Origin of the sequence: Bordetella sputigena, assembly GCF_965137885.1 — a bacterium.
GTDB lineage: Bacteria > Pseudomonadota > Gammaproteobacteria > Burkholderiales > Burkholderiaceae_B > Bordetella_C > Bordetella_C sputigena.
In genome coordinates this window covers 50,321-66,804 of sequence record NZ_CBCSCA010000015.1, presented here as the reverse complement: position 1 = coordinate 66,804, position 16,484 = coordinate 50,321, and the positions used below count along the sequence as shown (strand labels likewise).

Here is a 16,484-nt window from a genome sequence, read left to right as displayed (position 1 = left end):
CGTCAGTACCGCAGCGATGTAGTCAGGATCACCTGGCGACCGGGGCCGTAATCGGCGTGATGCACGCCGTTGGTCCGGGCGAAGTACTCCTTGTCCGTCAGGTTCAGCACATTGAGCTGGAAGCTCAGGTTGGGGGACACCTGGTACGCCGCCATTGCGTCGAAGCGCCAGTACGCGGGCATGTACACGCTATTGGCGCCGCCGCCCGCGCCGCCCTGATTGCCGCCGTAGGTCTTGCCCACGTAATAGATACCGCCGCCCACCGTGAACTTCGGCAGCAGCTTGTAGGTGTTCCACAGGCTGAAGCTGTTGCGCGGGGTATTGGCCAGCGGATCGCCCTCGTTCACGCCGTTATAGGCGCCCTTGAGCAGTTCGCTATCCATGTAGCTGTAGCCGCCGAACACATTCCACTTGGGTGTCACCGCGCCGGCGAAGCCCAGTTCCAGGCCGCGCACGCGGGTCTTGCCCGCCTGCTCGAATATGCCCGGGTCCACCTGGATCTGCGCGTCCTTGCGGTCGGTCTGGTAGATGGCCGCCGTCAGCGTCAGCTTCTCGTTCAGCACATCCCACTTGGTGCCTAGTTCGATCGTGCGGCTCTTTTCCGGATCCAGGCTATCGGTATCGGCGGACAAGGTCTCCTGGTCACCGCCGCTGACGGTGGGTGGCGTCGACGCCGTTGCGTAGGACAGATAGATGCTGCCGTTGGGCGCCGGTTTATAGACGATACCCGTCTGGTAGCTGAAGATATTCCAACTGCCGCTGGTGCTCTGCGAGCTGGTCGCGCCGCGCGGCAGGAAATTGCCGTCGATGCGATAGTTGTCGAAGCGCCCGCCCAGGTTCAACGACCAGCGATCGTTGAACTCGATGGTATCGAAGGCATAGATGGCACGCGTGTTGGACGTGGTGTCGCTGGTCAGCGGGCCGCGCGAAATATCGCCGGACCAGTTGTCGTGCGGATCGGGGTGATACACCGGCGTGCAGTCCATGGCGCCGGCGGGGAACACCGCCGGGCAGAAGCTGCCCGCCGTCGTCGTCACGTTGTAGCTGGCGTTCTTGTTCTTCTCATTGGTGAACTCCACGCCGAAGTCGTAGCTGTGCTTGAGCGATCCGGTCTCGAACTTGCCGTACAGCTCGGTGACGTTCGACAGCATGGTGGTCTGGTTCCAACGCGACTTCAAGCCGCGCTGCATCCACCACTCGCCGCTGGCGGGATCGAAACGCGCCGCGCCGCCATCGCCAGGGTTGGTCAACACGTAGTCGTTCAGCGTCTGGCCATAGCGCGTCGCGTTGCGCAGGGTCACATGCTGATTGAAATCGTGTTCCAGTTCGATGGTGCCGATGTCCGCCTTGTTCTTCACGTAGTCGCGGTCATAGACGCCGTAGAACTTGCTGCGGCCCACGTTCAGGATACCGTCGCTGGTGTGCTTGCCTGGGATCTTCGTCGCCAGCGGCACGCCGTAGTCCGGCATACCGTCGGACTGGAAGTGGTAATAGCTGAAAGTCGCGCGGGTGGGCGTGCCCAGTCCGAAGGACAGCGACGGCGCCACGCCCCATTTGTCATAGTCGACGGCATTGCGCCCGGGGACGTTGCCTTTGCCATCCAGCAGGTTCAAGCGGAAAGCGGAGTTGTCGTTGAACTGCCAATTGGCATCCACGGTACCGCGCCAATAGGCATCGGTGCCGAGGCCGGCGTCGGCCTGAACGAAGGAACCCAGCTTGGGCTTCTTGCTGACCAGGTTGATGCTGCCGCCGCCCGAACCGCGTCCACCGAAAGCCGAATCCGCGCCGCGGATCACCTCCACGCTTTCGACGTTGAAAATCTCGCGGGTCTGGCCGCCCGGATCGCGTATGCCATCGACGAAAATGTTGTTGCCCGAAGAGCTGCCACGGATAAAGGGCCGGTCGGCCAGCGGCTGCCCGCCTTCTCCCGCGCCAAAGGTGATGCCCGGAGAATTCCGCAAGACGTCCTGAAGCGAAGTCGCCGCGCTATCCTGGATCACCGTCTGCGGAATAATCTGTACCGACTTGGGTGTGTCCAGCAGGGGCGCCGTGAATTTCGTGGAAGACGATACCGGTACGTCGTACAGGGAATCGCCTTCCACCTGCACGGGTGCCATCTCCGTGACCGGGGCGTTTTGCGCGACGGCCTGCTGCCCCAGGAACAGGGCTGGGCTCGCCAGCGCAACGGCCAAAGACTGGGTCAACGTATTCAAGGAATACGAGTCTTGCTGCTTCAAAGGGCTTCTCCGATCTGCTAACGATAATGACAACGATTCTTGTTTTGATATTTGTCACGAATGATAGACAAACTCGTCAGCCCTAACAATGTTTATTAACGCGTCGTTCACAATGTGGCGCGCCAGCACCGTGTCGGCGCCTAAACTTTGCACACCGGACATTCAGTAAATAGTCAGAAATCGACCCGCATCGTCGGTGAAAGCGTCTTATGCTGAGAGGTCCGGCGCGGGCGCATAACGCGCCGCGTGGCGAACAGGCGACCGGACCCCTTGCCGCGCGCGGCGGGCACGACGCTAAATGGAGCAGACGATGGGCTGGCTGAAAATCACGCGCCTCTGGGCGCTACGGACGCGACAGGACGCGATGACACTGTGGTTCGCGTTGCGCCACCCGGCGACCCCTTGGTACGCGAAGGCGCTGGCGGTCCTGGTGGCCGCCTATATCCTGAGCCCCATTGACCTGATACCCGACTTCATACCGGTGCTCGGCTTCCTGGATGACATCATTCTCGTGCCGATATTGATCTGGGCGACGCTGCGCGCCCTACCCGCGCCGGTACGCGCGGATAGCCGCGATCGCGCGCAGGCCTGGGCCACGCGCCGGCTGGCGCGCCCGCGCAGCAAGGCCGGCGCGGCATTCGTGATGCTGGTCTGGATCGCGATCGCGGCCGCGATCGCATGGTGGCTCTACGCGATCTGGTTCAGTCCGGTCGCGCCGAGCGCCGCCGTTTAAGCAGATAGCGGATGACGAAGCCCGGATACGCCAGCACCAGGAACAGGCACAGGCCGATGGCGTAGAACTCCCAGCCTTGGGCGAAGCGGTTACCCAGGGCGGCTTCGAAGGCGAAACCCAGGGCGCCGACGACCAGATAGAACACCAGCAGTTCCACCAGGCGCAGCCAGAGCGGCTTGGGTACGGGCGCCCCGCCCTTGCGCCATACGAACAGGGCAAACACCCGCTCGTTCAGGAAAGGTAGATTGGCGCAGACCAGGGCCAGCGCGATCAACAGCCAGACGGCAAGGGTTTGATTCATCGGCCCGGTTGAAACAGACGACGGCGCATTGCGCGCCGCCATCCTCGGTTGATATTCAGGCAGCCGGCGCCTGGCCGGCCGCGGGCCCGGTCACAGGCCCAGGGAAGTCTGCACCGCGCGCACGCAGGCCGCCATCAGGCCGCCCGGTACGATGCCCAGCAGCAGCACCAGCACGCCGTTCAAGGACATCAGGCCGCGCTGCACGCAGGATGCCGACACCGGATGTACATCGCCCACCGGTTCGTCGAAGTACACGACCTTGACGACACGCAGGTAGTAGAAGGCGCCAATCAGCGAGAACATCACCGCGATCACGGCGATACCGACATGGCCCATCTGGATCAAGGGCTGCAGCACGGCCAGTTTGGCGTAGAAACCCACCGTCGGCGGCAGGCCCGTCAGCGACACCATCAGCACCAGCACGATGAAAGCGTGCCAGGGGCTGCGGCGATTCAGGCCCTTCAGGTCGTCGATGTTGTCGCATTCGAAGCCGTCGCGCGACAGCAGCAGGACCATGCCGAAGCTGCCCAGCGTGGTCAGCACATAGGTGACGATGTAGAACAGCGCCGCGCCATAGCCCACCGCGGGGGATCCGCCGCCGGCCGCCAGGCCCAGCAGCACGAAGCCCATGTGCGAGATCGTCGAATACGCCAGCATGCGCTTGAAATTGCTCTGCGCGATGGCGGTCAGGTTGCCGATCGCCAGGGACAGCACCGCCAGGATCAGCAGCATGGGCTGCCAGTCCGCGGCCAGGGAGTGCATGGCTTCGATCAGCACGCGCAGCGTGATGGCGAAGGCAGCCAGCTTGGGCGCGGCACCCAGCAACAGCGTGACGGCCGTCGGCGCGCCATGGTAGACGTCGGGCACCCACATATGGAACGGCGCGGCGCCCAGCTTGAATGCCAGGCCGGCCACGATGAAGACCACGCCCAGCACCAGCGGCAGGTACTGCGCCTTGCCGCCGCCGATGACCGCGGCGATCTGCGCCAGGTCGAGCTGGCCCGTCGCGCCGTAGATCATGGACATGCCATACAGCAGGAAACCGGAAGCCAGCGCACCCAGCACGAAGTATTTCATGGCGGCTTCGGTGGCCGTGGTGTCGTCGCGGCGCAGCGCGATCAGCGCGTACAGCGACAGCGACATCAGCTCCAGGCCCAGGTAGACCGTGATCAGGTTGCCGGCCGAGATCATCACCATCTGGCCGAGCAGGCCGAACAGCGACAGCACGTACAGCTCGCCGCCGCGCAGCATGTCGCGCGACTGCGAATAGATGCGGCCGTAGACCAGGGTGACGAACACCGCCACGTAGGACGTGATCTTCAGCAGGTGCGCCAGGTCGTCCGTAACGAACAGGCCGCCGAACGCCCTGCCCTTTACGCCATCGTGCCACTGCACCAGGGAAATAATGGTCAGTACCACCAGCGTGCCCAGCGTCAGCAGATAGCTGAGCTTGCGCGTGGGGTGATTGCTGACCGCATCGACCAGCAGGATCACCGAGCCCAAAATGAGCAGCAGGATCTCCGGCGTCGCCAGCGCGAAATCGAGTGAGGAGTGCATCATTGTCTTGGCTTACAGTTTCGAGATGGCAACGTGTTGCATCAGGGCCTGCACCGACGCATGCATCACGTCGGTAAAGGGCTTGGGATAGATACCCATGTACAGCACGGTAATGGCCATCAGGCCCAGGATCAGGAATTCGCGGCGATTGATGTCGGTCAGTTCGCGCACGTGATCGTTGGCGATCTCGCCGAAGGCCACGCGCTTGACCATCCAGAGCGAATACGACGCGCCCAGGATCAGGGCGGTGGCCGCGGCCAGGCCGATCCAGAAGTTGTGCTGCACGGCGCCCATGATGACCATGAATTCGCCCACGAAGCCGCTGGTGGCCGGCAGGCCGCTGTTGGCCATGGAGAACAGCACGAAGAAGGTCACGAAGCGCGGCATCGTATTCACCACGCCGCCGTAGTCGGCGATGCGGCGGCTGTGCACGCGGTCATACAGTACGCCGATGCACATGAACATGGCGCCCGACACGAAGCCGTGCGAGATCATCTGCACGATCGCGCCTTCCACGCCGGCCGTATTGAAGATGAAAAAGCCCAGCGTCACGAAACCCATGTGCGCCACGGACGAATACGCCACCAGCTTCTTCATATCGTCCTGCACGATCGCGACCAGGCCGATGTAAATCACGGCGATCAGCGACAGCGCAATCATCAGGCCGGCCAGGCTGTGCGAAGCATCCGGCGCGATCGGCAGCGAGAAGCGCAGGAAACCATAGGCGCCCAGCTTCAGCATGATGGCCGCCAGCACGATGGAGCCGCCCGTGGGCGCTTCGACGTGGGCATCCGGCAGCCAGGTATGCACCGGCCACATCGGCACCTTCACCGCGAAGGCCGCCAGCATGGCGACGAACACCAGCACCTGCGGGGTCATGCCCAGCTTCAGCTGCTGCCACTGCAGGATGTCGAAGGAGCCGCCCGAGGCATTCCACAGGTAGATGAAGGCCACCAGCGTCAGCAGCGAGCCCAGCAGCGTATACAGGAAGAACTTGAACGCCGCGTAGACCCGGTTCGGTCCGCCCCACACGCCCACGATGATGTACATCGGGATCAGCGTGGCTTCGAAGAACACGTAGAACAGCAGGCCGTCCAGCGCGACGAATACGCCGATCATCAAGCCCGACAGGATCAGGAAGGCCGCCATGTACTGCGCCACGCGGCTGGTGATCACCTCCCAGCCGGCCAGCACCACGATGATCGTGATGAAGGCGGTCAGCAGCACGAACCACAGCGATATGCCGTCCACGCCCAGGTGGTAGTTGACGTTGAAGGTGCTGATCCAGGGCACGTTTTCGACGAACTGCATGTTCGCCGTCGACGCATCGAAGCCGGTGTACAGGGGGATCGTCACCAGCAGCCCCGCCGCGGCGCCGATCAGGGACAGCCACAGCGTCAGTCCACGCTTGTTGTCCCCGCCCAGGGCGAGCACCAGCAAGCCGAAAACGATGGGAACAAAGACCGCGAGGGTAAGCCAGGGAAAAGTATGGGATGCCATCTCGCTAGCCATTTATTGGGGAATCAGCACGAAGAAAGTCACCAGGGCCAGGATCCCGATGATCATGGCGAAGGCATAGTGATAGATGAAGCCGGACTGCAGGTAGCGGCTCACGCCAGCCACCCAGCCCACCAGCCGGGCGCTGCCGTTGATCAGGCCATCGATCAGCGCGCGATCGCCGGCTTGCCACAGGCCGCGGCCCAGGCCGCGGGCGGCGCGCGCGATCACCTGCTCGTTGAACCAGTCCACGTAGTACTTGTTCTCGAGGACGACGTTGACGCCCGAGAGACTGCGCTTGATGGCGGCCGGCACCTTGGGATTGATCAGGTAGCAGTACCAGGCCACCACGGCGCCCGCGACCACCAGCCAGAAGGCCGTGGAGGTGAAGGCGTGCAGGCCGAAGGCCACCCAGCCGTGCCATTCCTCGGCCAGTTCATGCATGGCCGGATGCTCGGGCAGCACGGTGATGGCGCCCTGGAAATACTTGCCGAACAGCATGGGATCGACAACCAGCGCGCCGATGATCACCGACGGAATCGCCAGCACGATCAGGGGCAGCGTGACCACCCACGGCGATTCGTGCGGCGGGCCGCTGTGGCCGTGGTCGTCATGGCCGTGGTCGTCGGACGTGCCATGCACCTGCGCTTCCGCGCCGTGGCTGTCGTCATGATGCGCGTGGCCGTGGCCATGCGCATCGAAGCGCTCCTTGCCGTGGAAAACCAGGAAGTAGACACGGAACGAATACAGCGAGGTCACGAACACGCCGATCAGCGTGGCGAAGTGCGCGAAGCCGGCGCCCCAGACTTCGGACGCACCCGCGGCTTCGATGATGTGTTCCTTCGAGTAGAAGCCCGAGAAGAACGGCGTGCCCACCAGGGCCAGCGTGCCGATCAGGAAGGTGATCCAGGTGATCGGCATGTACTTGCGCAGGCCGCCCATGTTGCGGATGTCCTGGTCGTGGTGCATGCCGATGATGACCGAACCCGCGCCCAGGAACAGCAGCGCCTTGAAGAACGCGTGCGTCATCAGGTGGAAGATCGCCACCTGGTAGGCCGACGCGCCCAGCGCCACGGTCATGTAGCCCAGCTGCGACAGCGTCGAATACGCCACCACGCGCTTGATGTCGTTCTGGATGATCCCCAGGATACCCAGGAACAGCGCGCCGATGGCGCCGATCACGATGATGAAGGACAGCGCCGTATCGGAATGTTCGAACAGCGGCGAAAAGCGTGCCACCATGAAGATGCCGGCCGTCACCATGGTCGCCGCGTGGATCAGCGCGGAAATCGGCGTGGGGCCTTCCATCGAATCGGGCAGCCAGGCATGCAGCGGCACCTGCGCCGATTTACCCATGGCGCCGATGAACAGGCAGATGCAGGCCACGGTCAGCAGCTTCCAGTCGCCGCCCGGGAAGGTCATGCCGGCCAGCTTGTCGGCCTGGCTGAACACATCCGAGTACTGCATCGAACCGACGTAGGCGAACAGCAGGCCGATGCCCAGCACGAAACCGAAGTCGCCGACGCGGTTGATCAGGAAGGCCTTCATATTGGCGAAGATCGCCGTCGGCCGCGTGTACCAGAAGCCGATCAGCAGGTACGACACCAGGCCCACCGCTTCCCAGCCGAAGAACAGCTGCACCATGTTGTTGGACATGACCAGCATCAGCATGGAGAAGGTGAACAGCGAGATGTACGCGAAGAAGCGCTGATAGCCGGGATCGTCCGCCATGTAGCCGATGGTGTAGATGTGCACCATCAGCGACACGCTGGTGACCACGACCATCATCATGGCCGACAGCGGATCGATCAGGAAACCGATGTTCAGCTGCGTGCTGCCGATCAGGCTCCAGGTGTAGACGTTCCCGTCGTACGTATGGCCGTTCAGCACGTCGCCCAGCACCACGAAGGCGCCGATCGTGGAGATCAGCACGCCCAGGATGGTGATCAGGTGCGCGCCACGCCGCCCGATGGGGCTGCCGAGGAACCCGGTGCCGAACAGGCCGGCCAGGATGGCGCCGGCCAGGGGCGCCAGTGCGATAAGCAGGTAGAGATTGGGAGAGCTAGACATTGTTATTCCTGGACTCCGTCAGCCCTTCAGGCGATCGAGTTCGTCGACGTTGATCGTGTTCAGGTTGCGGAACAGCAGCACCAGAATGGCCAGCCCGATCGCCGCCTCGGCGGCGGCGACGGTCAGGATGAAGAACACGAAGACCTGCCCGGCGGCGTCGCCGGACCAGCTCGAAAAGGCCACGAAATTCATGTTGACGGCCAGCAGTACCAGCTCGATGGACATCAACAGAATGATCAGGTTGCGGCGGTTCAGGAAGATGCCGAAGATGCCGATGGCGAACAGGATCGCCCCCAGTATCAGGTAATGGGCCAGCGTCAGCGTCACTTCTGTTCTCCTTGGGCCGGAACGGCGGCGGCGGTGCGGGCCTGGGCGCGCTCGCTCTGCGCCGGCATGCTCACCAGGCGGAAGCGGTCCTTGGCGCGCACGCGCACGGCTTCCGACGGATTGTTGTACTTGACGTCGCGGCGGCGGCGCAGCGTCAGCGCGATCGCCGACACCATGCCCACCAGCAGCAGCACCGCGCCCACTTCCACCGCGTAGACGTACTGCGTGTACATGGCCGTACCCAGGGCGCGGGCGTTGTTGTAGTCGCCCGCCACGGCGGCCGGGGGCCCCGCGTTGAACCACGTCGAACCCAGCACGAAGGAGATTTCCAGCACCAGGATCAAGCCGATCACCAGGCCCAGCGGCAGGTAGGTGCGCAAGCCCTGGCGCAACGCCGCCATGCGGATGTCCAGCATCATCACGACGAACAGGAACAGCACCATGACGGCGCCGACGTACACCAGGACCAATAGCAGGCCCAGGAATTCCGCGCCCAGCAGGATCCACAACATCGAAGCGTTGAAGAAAGCCAGGATCAGGTGCAGCACCGCGGTCACGGGGCTGCGCGCCGTAATGACGCGGAACGCCGCCACCACGAGCACGATGGACAGCAGGTAGAAAAGAATGGTGGTGAAAGTCATGGAGTCGTACCCGGCATCAACGGTAAGGCGCGTCTTCGGCGCGTCGTTGGGCGATTTCCGCCTCGTAGCGGTCGCCCACCGCCAGCAGCATGTCCTTCGTGAAGTACAGGTCGCCGCGCTTTTCGCCGTGGTATTCCAGGACGTGCGTTTCGACGATGGAGTCCACCGGACAGCTTTCTTCGCAGAAGCCGCAGAAGATGCACTTGGTCAGGTCGATGTCGTAGCGCGTGGTGCGGCGGCTGCCGTCCTCGCGCACGTCCGATTCGATGGTGATCGCGAGCGCCGGGCACACCGCTTCGCACAGCTTGCAGGCGATGCAGCGCTCTTCCCCGTTGGGGTAGCGGCGCAGCGCGTGCAGGCCGCGGAACCGCGGCGACGCCGGGGTTTTCTCATGGGGGTAGCGCAGCGTTACCTTGCGCTTGAAGAAATACTTGCCCGTCAGGCGCATGCCCTTGAGCAGTTCGGACAGCAAGAGGCTGCCGAAGAAATCCTTGATCGCTTCCATATCCTGCCTTTTGCCTATCGCTAGCGCCAAATGTTCCAGGGCGTCTGCATCCAGATCGCCACGACGAGCAGCCACACGCCGGTCAGCGGAATAAAAATCTTCCAGCCCAGGCGCATGATCTGGTCGTAGCGGTAGCGCGGGAACGACGCGCGGAACCAGACGAACAGGGAGACTACGCAGAACGTTTTGAGACCCAGCCAGATCCAGCCGGGGATCCAGGTCAGCGGCGCCACGTCGATGGGCGAGGTCCAGCCGCCCAGGAACATGATCGACGCCAAGGCCGACAACAGGATCATGTTGGCGTATTCGCCCAGGAAGAACAGCGCGAAGGCCATCCCCGAGTACTCGACCATGTGGCCCGCGACGATTTCCGACTCACCTTCCACCACGTCGAACGGCGCGCGGTTGGTTTCGGCAACCGCCGACACCACGTAGATGACGAACAGCGGCAGCAGCGGCAGCCAGTTCCAGGAAAGGAAGGTCAGGCCGTGGTCCGCGAACCAGCCGCGCGTCTGGCCCAGCACGATCTCGCTCATGTTCAGGCTGCCGGACACCAGCAGCACCGTGACCAGCACGAAGCCGATGGCCAATTCATAGGACACCATCTGCGCGGACGCGCGCAGCGCACCCAGGAAGGCGTACTTGGAATTGGACGCCCAGCCCGCCACGATCACGCCGTACACACCGACGGACGTGATGGCCATGATGTACAGCAAGCCGGCGTTGACGTTGGCCAGCACCACCTGCGGTCCGAAGGGCACCACCGCCCAGGCGGCCAGCGCGGGCATCAGCGTGACCACCGGCGCCAGGATGAACAGGATGCGGTTGGCCTCGGTGGGCACCACCACTTCCTTGGTCAACAGCTTGAACACATCCGCGAAGGGCTGCAGCAGGCCGCGATAGCCAACGCGGTTCGGGCCCCTGCGCACGTGCATGAAGCCGATCATCTTGCGTTCCCAGTACGTCAGGTAGGCCACGCACAGGATGATGGGTACCGCGATGATGACCACCTTGATGATGGTCCAGACCACCAGCCAGGGCGTTGCGCCCAGCAGAGCCTGGCCGTGGCTTTCCAGAATATTGAGCCATTCCATCAGGCACGCTCCACGCTGATTTCACCGAATGCGCCACCCAGGGCGGCGGTCTGTTCGAAGCCGGCGGATACCCGCAGCGCGCGGTCGGCCACCGTTTCGTCCTGCACCGTTTCCAGTTCGACGGCGCCGGTCGCGGTACGCACGCGCACCTTGACGCCGGCCGTCAGGCCCAGGCTGGCCAGGGTCTGGCCATTCATGCGCGCCGACGGCGAACGCGAAGCAGGCGCGGCCTGCAGCGAGTGGGCGCGGCGCACGATCGCATCGGTGCGGTAGATCGGTACGTCGGCGACGCGCTCCAGTCCGCCCAGGACCGTCGCGCCCACGCCGGGCGCGGCATTGACGCGGTTGGACAAGCGTCCTTCCAGCCCGCCGGCCAGCACGCTGTCGCGCACCGATTCGGAGGTTTCGTCGTCGAAGCCGGCCAGTTGCAGCACGTTGCCCAGCACGCGCAGCACCTTCCACGCCGGACGGGTCTGGCGGAACGGCACGACCGTGCCCTTGAAGCTTTGCGCGGTGCCCTGTGCGTTGACGAAGGTGCCCGAGGTTTCGGTGAACGGCGCCACGGGCAGCATCACGTTGGCCCATTCCTGGGCGGCGGCGCGATACGGCGTCAGCGCGACGGCGAATTGCGCATCGCGCAAGGCGGCGACGGCCTGCGGGCCGTTATCGGCGTCCAGCAGCGGTTCGGCGTGCAGGACGATGTAGGCCTTCAACGGATCCGCCAGCATGGCGGCCGCGGTCTTGCCGCCCTTGCCCGGCACGGCGCCGGCCAGGTAGCCGCCCACCGTGTTGCCGCCGGAAGTCAGGAAGCCCAGGCGGGCGCCGGCCATGCCGGCGATGACCTGCGCATTGGCGGCAATCGTCGCGGCCTGCGGCGACGCCACGGCCATGTTGCCCAGCAGGACCGCGGTCTGGCTACCCGAGGCCAGGCTGGCGGCGATGACCTTGGCCTGTTCGCCGGCGACCACGCCACCGAATTCAGCGGGTACGTCCACGCCCTTGGCCTGGGCCAGCGCCACGGCGACTTCGGCCAGCGCGCGCGGTAGCGCCGACGGCGCGACGGTCAGGCGGCCGGTAACGGGCATCAGCGGATCGTCCGCCAGGCTATCGACCAGCAGGACCTGCGCGCCGCGCTTGGCGGCCTGGCGCAGGCGCTGCGCCATCAACGGATGATCCTTGCGCAGCACCGAGCCGACGACCAGCACGCGATCCAGCGTATCCAGATCGGCGACCTGCATACCGAGCCAGGGCGCGCCTTCCAGCGCGGCGCCCAGCGCCGCATCGGTCTGGCGCAGGCGGAAGTCGATGTTCTCGGAACCCAGCGCGCGGACCAGGCGGCCCAACAGCGCGTATTCCTCGGTGGTGGCGTATTCCGTCGCCAGCGCGCCGATCTGGCCGCCGCCGAAGTTGTCGCGCACGCGGGACAGGCCTTGCGCCACGGCTTGCAGCGCATCGGCCCACGACGCTTCGCGCCATTCGCCGTCGGCGCCCTTGATCATGGGCGTTTCCAGGCGATCGTCGGCGTTCAGGCCTTCATAGGAAAAACGATCGCGGTCGCTCAGCCAGCACTCGTTCAGCGCTTCGTTTTCGAAGGGCACCACGCGCATGACCTTGTCGCCCTTGACCTGCACCACCAGGTTGGCGCCCAGGCTGTCGTGCGGGCTGACCGAACGGCGGCGCGCCAGTTCCCAGGTGCGCGCGCTATAGCGGAACGGCCGCGACGTCAGTGCGCCCACCGGGCACAGATCGATCATGTTGCCGGACAGCTCCGATTCCACCGAGCGGCCGACGAAGGAGGTGATCTCGGAGTGTTCGCCCCGGTTGATCATGCCCAGCTCCATCACGCCGGCGATTTCCTGGCCGAAGCGCACGCAGCGGGTGCAGTGGATGCAACGGCTCATTTCCTCGGCCGACACCAGCGGGCCCAGGTCCTTGTGGAACACCACGCGCTTTTCTTCGTGATAGCGCGAAGCCGATCCGCCGTAGCCCACCGCCAGATCCTGCAGCTGGCATTCGCCGCCCTGATCGCAGATGGGGCAATCGAGCGGGTGGTTGATCAACAGGAACTCCATGACCGACTTCTGCGCGGCCTTGGCTTTTTCCGAGTTGGTGAAGACCACCATGCCGTTGGTCACGGGCGTGGCGCAGGCCGGCAGCGCCTTGGGCGCCTTTTCGACCTCGACCAGGCACATGCGGCAGTTGGCGGCGATGGAAAGCTTCTTGTGGTAGCAGAAATGCGGCACGTACTGCCCGAGCTTCTGGGCCGCATGCATCACCATGCTGCCTTCGGGCACTTCTACCTTGTTGCCGTCGACGGTTAGTTCAACCATTCTCTTTTCCTGACCTACAGATAGTGCGGTACCACGCACTTCTTGTGCTCGACGTGGTACGCGAATTCGTCGTGGAAATGCTTCAGGAAGCCGCGCACGGGCATCGCGGCCGCGTCGCCCAGCGCACAGATCGTGCGGCCCATGATGTTGCCCGCCACACTGTCGAGCAGATCCAGGTCTTCCGGACGGCCTTCGCCGTGCTCGATGCGGTTCACCATGCGATACAGCCAGCCCGTGCCTTCACGGCACGGCGTGCACTGGCCGCAGCTTTCCTCGAAGTAGAAATAGGACAGGCGCAGCAGCGACTTCACCATGCAGCGCGTTTCGTCCATGACGATGACGGCGCCGGAACCCAGCATGGAGCCGGCCTTGGCGATGGCGTCGTAGTCCATGGTGGTTTCCATCATGATGCTGGCGGGCAGCACCGGCGCGCTGGAGCCGCCAGGGATCACGGCCTTCAACTTGCGGCCGCCGCGCATGCCGCCGGCCAGCTCCAGCAGCTTGGAGAACGGCGTGCCCATGGGGATCTCGTAATTGCCGGGGCGCTCGACGTCGCCGGTAATCGAGAAGATCTTGGTGCCGCCGTTGTTGGGCTTGCCGATTTCCAGGTATTGCTGGCCGCTGTTGCGGATGATCCAGGGCACCGCCGCGAAGGTTTCGGTGTTGTTGATCGTCGTGGGCTTGCCGTACAGGCCGAAGCTGGCGGGGAACGGCGGCTTGAAGCGCGGCTGGCCTTTCTTGCCTTCCAGCGATTCCAGCAGCGCGGTTTCTTCGCCGCAGATGTAGGCGCCGTAGCCATGGAAGGCATGCAGCTGGAAGTTGAATTCCGAACCCAGGATCTTGTCGCCCAGGAAGCCGGCGGCGCGCGCTTCTTCCAGGGCTTCCTCGAAGCGTTCGTACACTTCGAAGATTTCGCCGTGGATGTAGTTGTAGCCCACCGAGATGCCCATGGCGTACGCGGCGATGGCCATGCCTTCAATCACGATGTGCGGATTGAAGCGCAGGATGTCGCGATCCTTGAACGTGCCGGGCTCGCCCTCGTCCGAATTGCACACCAGGTACTTCTGGCCCGGGAACGTGCGCGGCATGAAGCTCCACTTCAGCCCGGTGGGAAAACCGGCGCCGCCGCGGCCGCGCAAGCCGGAAGCCTTGACTTCGGCGATGACTTCTTCCGGCTTCATGCCGGTGGTCAGGATCTTGCGCAGGGCCTCGTAGCCGCCGCGCTTGACGTAGTCTTCCAGATGCCAGTTGTCGCCGTCCAGGTCGGCCAGGATCTGCGGCTGCAGATGGCGGCCGTGCAGGCACATGGACTGGGACAGGTCGCGCAAGGGGTTGGGGTCCAGCCCCTGGGCGAAGTTGCGATAAAGGTCCGGCGCATTCATGCCGTTTCTCCTTGCGCGCGCAGGCCGTCGATCAGTTCGTCCATCCGCGCTTCGGTCATGCGTACACACATGTGCTTGTTGTTCACCAGCATCACCGGCGAATCGCCGCAGGCGCCCATGCACTCGCCTTCGACCAGGGTGAACATGCCGTCGGGCGTGGTGCCGCGGTAGTCGACCCCGAGCTTGCGCTTCAGGTAGTCGCCCGCTTTTTCACCATCGCGCAGCGCGCACGGCAGGTTGGTACAGACCGAGATCTTGTGCTTGCCGGTCTGCGACACGTTGAACATGTTGTAGAAGGTGGCCACTTCCTGCACCGCGATGGGCGGCACCCCCAGATAGATGGCGACGTCTTCGATGATTTCGGTCGACAGCCAGCCTTTTTCGTCCTGCGCGATGGCAAGCGCGGCCATGATGGCCGACTGCTTCTGGTCGGCCGGGAACTTCGTGAGTTCCCGGTCGATTTTCTGGTAAGCCTGTTCGGAAAGCAGCATAGTTTGAATCCGGAATATGCAAGAGGCCCCTTCGGGTCTTCTTCAAGGTCGTGCGGCGTTCCCTAACGGTCGATTTCGCCGAACACGATGTCCTGCGTGCCGATGACGGTCACGGCGTCGGCAATCATGTGCCCGCGGGTCATTTCGTCCAGCGACTGCAGATGGGCGAAACCGGGGGCGCGGATCTTCAGGCGGTACGGCTTGTTGGCGCCGTCGGACACCAGATAGATGCCGAACTCGCCCTTGGGATGCTCGACGGCCGCATAGGCTTCGCCGGGGGGCACATGGAAACCTTCGGTGAAGAGCTTGAAATGGTGGATCAGCTCTTCCATGTTGGTCTTCATGGCGGCCCGCTTGGGCGGCGCGACCTTGTGGTTGTCGATCATCACCGGGCCGGGGTTGTTGCGCAGCCACTCCACGCACTGGCGGATGATGCGATTGCTCTGGCGCATTTCGGCGACGCGGACCAGGTAGCGGTCATAGCAATCGCCGTTGACGCCGACCGGCACGTCGAAATCGATCAAGTCGTAGACTTCATAGGGCTGCGTCTTGCGCAGGTCCCAGGCCACGCCGGAGCCACGCAGCATCGGCCCGGTGAAGCCCAGCGCCTTGGCGCGCTCCGGCGAAACCACGCCGATGCCGACCAGGCGCTGCTTCCAGATGCGGTTGTCCGTCAGCAGCGTTTCGTATTCGTCGACGCAGGCCGGGAAGCGATTGGTGAAGTCTTCGATGAAGTCCAGCAGCGAGCCCGAACGCGCGTCGTTCATGGCGCGCACTTCGCGTTCGCCGCGATACTTGCTGGATTCGCCGTAGTGCGGCATGGCATCCGGCAGGTCGCGATAGACGCCGCCCGGACGATAGTAGGCGGCGTGCATGCGCGCGCCGGATACCGCCTCGTAGCAGTCCATCAGGTCTTCGCGTTCGCGGAAGGCGTACAGGAAGACCGCCATGGCGCCGACGTCCAGCGCGTGCGAACCCAGCGACATCAGGTGGTTCAGGATCCGCGTGATCTCATCGAACATGACGCGGATGTACTGCGCGCGCAGGGGCGCCTCGATGCCCAGCAGCTTTTCGATGGCCATGACGTAGGCGTGCTCGTTGCACATCATGGACACGTAGTCCAGGCGATCCATGTAAGGCAGCGCCTGGATGAAGGTCTTGTGCTCGGCCAGTTTTTCGGTGGCGCGATGCAGCAGGCCGATGTGCGGATCGGCGCGCTGGATGACTTCGCCGTCCAGCTCGAGCACCAGGCGCAGCACGCCGTGCGCGGCCGGGTGCTGGGGACCGAAGTTCAGGGTGTAGTTCTTGATTTCTGCCAT

The 16,484-nt window shown here is 64.0% G+C and carries 14 protein-coding genes; 1 reads left to right on the top strand and 13 read right to left on the bottom strand.

Translation table 11 applies throughout. The features are described from left to right. Positions 1 to 2: 2 nt before the first annotated feature. Positions 3 to 2,237 carry a TonB-dependent receptor gene (locus ACNA0R_RS23650; protein ID WP_415828516.1) on the bottom strand — a complete coding sequence of 745 codons (2,235 nt, stop codon included), beginning with the start codon at positions 2,235 to 2,237 and terminating at the stop codon, positions 3 to 5. 298 nt (positions 2,238 to 2,535) lie between these two features. Between ACNA0R_RS23650 and ACNA0R_RS23645 the strand changes: the two genes are divergently transcribed. After that, positions 2,536 to 2,970 carry a YkvA family protein gene (locus ACNA0R_RS23645; protein ID WP_415828515.1) on the top strand — a complete coding sequence of 145 codons (435 nt, stop codon included), beginning with the start codon at positions 2,536 to 2,538 and terminating at the stop codon, positions 2,968 to 2,970. On the opposite strand, the gene ACNA0R_RS23640 is transcribed toward ACNA0R_RS23645, so the two are convergent. The 12 genes from ACNA0R_RS23640 to ACNA0R_RS23585 all read right to left on the bottom strand — a co-directional run bounded on the left by ACNA0R_RS23640 (position 2,939) and on the right by ACNA0R_RS23585 (position 16,484). Further along, positions 2,939 to 3,271: a DUF2818 family protein gene (locus ACNA0R_RS23640; RefSeq protein ID WP_415828514.1), complete on the bottom strand. Its 333-nt coding sequence runs from the start codon at positions 3,269 to 3,271 to the stop codon at positions 2,939 to 2,941. The two genes, ACNA0R_RS23645 and ACNA0R_RS23640, sit on opposite strands and share 32 nt — an antisense overlap. Positions 3,272 to 3,361: 90 nt before the next feature. Beyond that, a complete protein-coding gene (nuoN, locus tag ACNA0R_RS23635; protein WP_415828513.1) occupies positions 3,362 to 4,831 on the bottom strand; it encodes an NADH-quinone oxidoreductase subunit NuoN in 1,470 nt (489 codons plus the stop codon). 9 nt (positions 4,832 to 4,840) lie between these two features. Then, entirely contained in the window at positions 4,841 to 6,328 is a 1,488-nt protein-coding gene (locus ACNA0R_RS23630) for an NADH-quinone oxidoreductase subunit M (protein ID WP_415828512.1), read from the bottom strand. A 12-nt stretch (positions 6,329 to 6,340) separates the two neighbouring features. Further along, complete coding sequence (gene nuoL / locus ACNA0R_RS23625; RefSeq protein ID WP_415828511.1) at positions 6,341 to 8,395, bottom strand: NADH-quinone oxidoreductase subunit L; 2,055 nt, start codon at positions 8,393 to 8,395, stop codon at positions 6,341 to 6,343. Positions 8,396 to 8,413: 18 nt separating this feature from the next. Then, positions 8,414 to 8,722: an NADH-quinone oxidoreductase subunit NuoK gene (gene nuoK, locus ACNA0R_RS23620; RefSeq protein WP_066353466.1), complete on the bottom strand. Its 309-nt coding sequence runs from the start codon at positions 8,720 to 8,722 to the stop codon at positions 8,414 to 8,416. Further along, positions 8,719 to 9,363 carry an NADH-quinone oxidoreductase subunit J gene (locus ACNA0R_RS23615; RefSeq protein ID WP_415828510.1) on the bottom strand — a complete coding sequence of 215 codons (645 nt, stop codon included), beginning with the start codon at positions 9,361 to 9,363 and terminating at the stop codon, positions 8,719 to 8,721. The genes nuoK and ACNA0R_RS23615 overlap by 4 nt, the downstream gene beginning before the upstream one ends. Positions 9,364 to 9,379: 16 nt before the next feature. Then, entirely contained in the window at positions 9,380 to 9,868 is a 489-nt protein-coding gene (nuoI, locus tag ACNA0R_RS23610) for an NADH-quinone oxidoreductase subunit NuoI (RefSeq protein WP_415828509.1), read from the bottom strand. Positions 9,869 to 9,888: 20 nt separating this feature from the next. Continuing rightward, positions 9,889 to 10,962: an NADH-quinone oxidoreductase subunit NuoH gene (nuoH, locus tag ACNA0R_RS23605; protein ID WP_415828508.1), complete on the bottom strand. Its 1,074-nt coding sequence runs from the start codon at positions 10,960 to 10,962 to the stop codon at positions 9,889 to 9,891. Next, positions 10,962 to 13,292, bottom strand: coding sequence for an NADH-quinone oxidoreductase subunit NuoG (gene nuoG / locus ACNA0R_RS23600; RefSeq protein WP_415828507.1), 2,331 nt, complete (start codon positions 13,290 to 13,292; stop codon positions 10,962 to 10,964). The genes nuoH and nuoG overlap by 1 nt, the downstream gene beginning before the upstream one ends. 14 nt (positions 13,293 to 13,306) lie before the next feature. Then, positions 13,307 to 14,674, bottom strand: a complete 1,368-nt coding sequence (gene nuoF / locus ACNA0R_RS23595) for an NADH-quinone oxidoreductase subunit NuoF (protein ID WP_415828506.1) — start codon at positions 14,672 to 14,674, stop codon at positions 13,307 to 13,309. Beyond that, complete coding sequence (nuoE, locus tag ACNA0R_RS23590) at positions 14,671 to 15,165, bottom strand: NADH-quinone oxidoreductase subunit NuoE (protein ID WP_415828505.1); 495 nt, start codon at positions 15,163 to 15,165, stop codon at positions 14,671 to 14,673. The genes nuoF and nuoE overlap by 4 nt, the downstream gene beginning before the upstream one ends. 62 nt (positions 15,166 to 15,227) lie before the next feature. Continuing rightward, positions 15,228 to 16,484, bottom strand: a complete 1,257-nt coding sequence (locus tag ACNA0R_RS23585) for an NADH-quinone oxidoreductase subunit D (protein ID WP_415828504.1) — start codon at positions 16,482 to 16,484, stop codon at positions 15,228 to 15,230.

Coding starts and splice junctions, on each gene's coding strand:
- ACNA0R_RS23645 (WP_415828515.1), top strand. CDS start 2,536: ATGGAGCAGACGATGGGCTGGCTGAAAATCACGCGCCTCTGGGCGCTA.
- ACNA0R_RS23640 (WP_415828514.1), bottom strand. CDS start 3,271: ATGAATCAAACCCTTGCCGTCTGGCTGTTGATCGCGCTGGCCCTGGTC.
- nuoN (WP_415828513.1), bottom strand. CDS start 4,831: ATGATGCACTCCTCACTCGATTTCGCGCTGGCGACGCCGGAGATCCTG.
- ACNA0R_RS23630 (WP_415828512.1), bottom strand. CDS start 6,328: ATGGCATCCCATACTTTTCCCTGGCTTACCCTCGCGGTCTTTGTTCCC.
- nuoL (WP_415828511.1), bottom strand. CDS start 8,395: ATGTCTAGCTCTCCCAATCTCTACCTGCTTATCGCACTGGCGCCCCTG.
- ACNA0R_RS23615 (WP_415828510.1), bottom strand. CDS start 9,363: ATGACTTTCACCACCATTCTTTTCTACCTGCTGTCCATCGTGCTCGTG.
- nuoI (WP_415828509.1), bottom strand. CDS start 9,868: ATGGAAGCGATCAAGGATTTCTTCGGCAGCCTCTTGCTGTCCGAACTG.
- nuoH (WP_415828508.1), bottom strand. CDS start 10,962: ATGGAATGGCTCAATATTCTGGAAAGCCACGGCCAGGCTCTGCTGGGC.
- nuoG (WP_415828507.1), bottom strand. CDS start 13,292: ATGGTTGAACTAACCGTCGACGGCAACAAGGTAGAAGTGCCCGAAGGC.
- nuoF (WP_415828506.1), bottom strand. CDS start 14,674: ATGAATGCGCCGGACCTTTATCGCAACTTCGCCCAGGGGCTGGACCCC.
- nuoE (WP_415828505.1), bottom strand. CDS start 15,165: ATGCTGCTTTCCGAACAGGCTTACCAGAAAATCGACCGGGAACTCACG.
- ACNA0R_RS23585 (WP_415828504.1), bottom strand. CDS start 16,484: ATGGCAGAAATCAAGAACTACACCCTGAACTTCGGTCCCCAGCACCCG.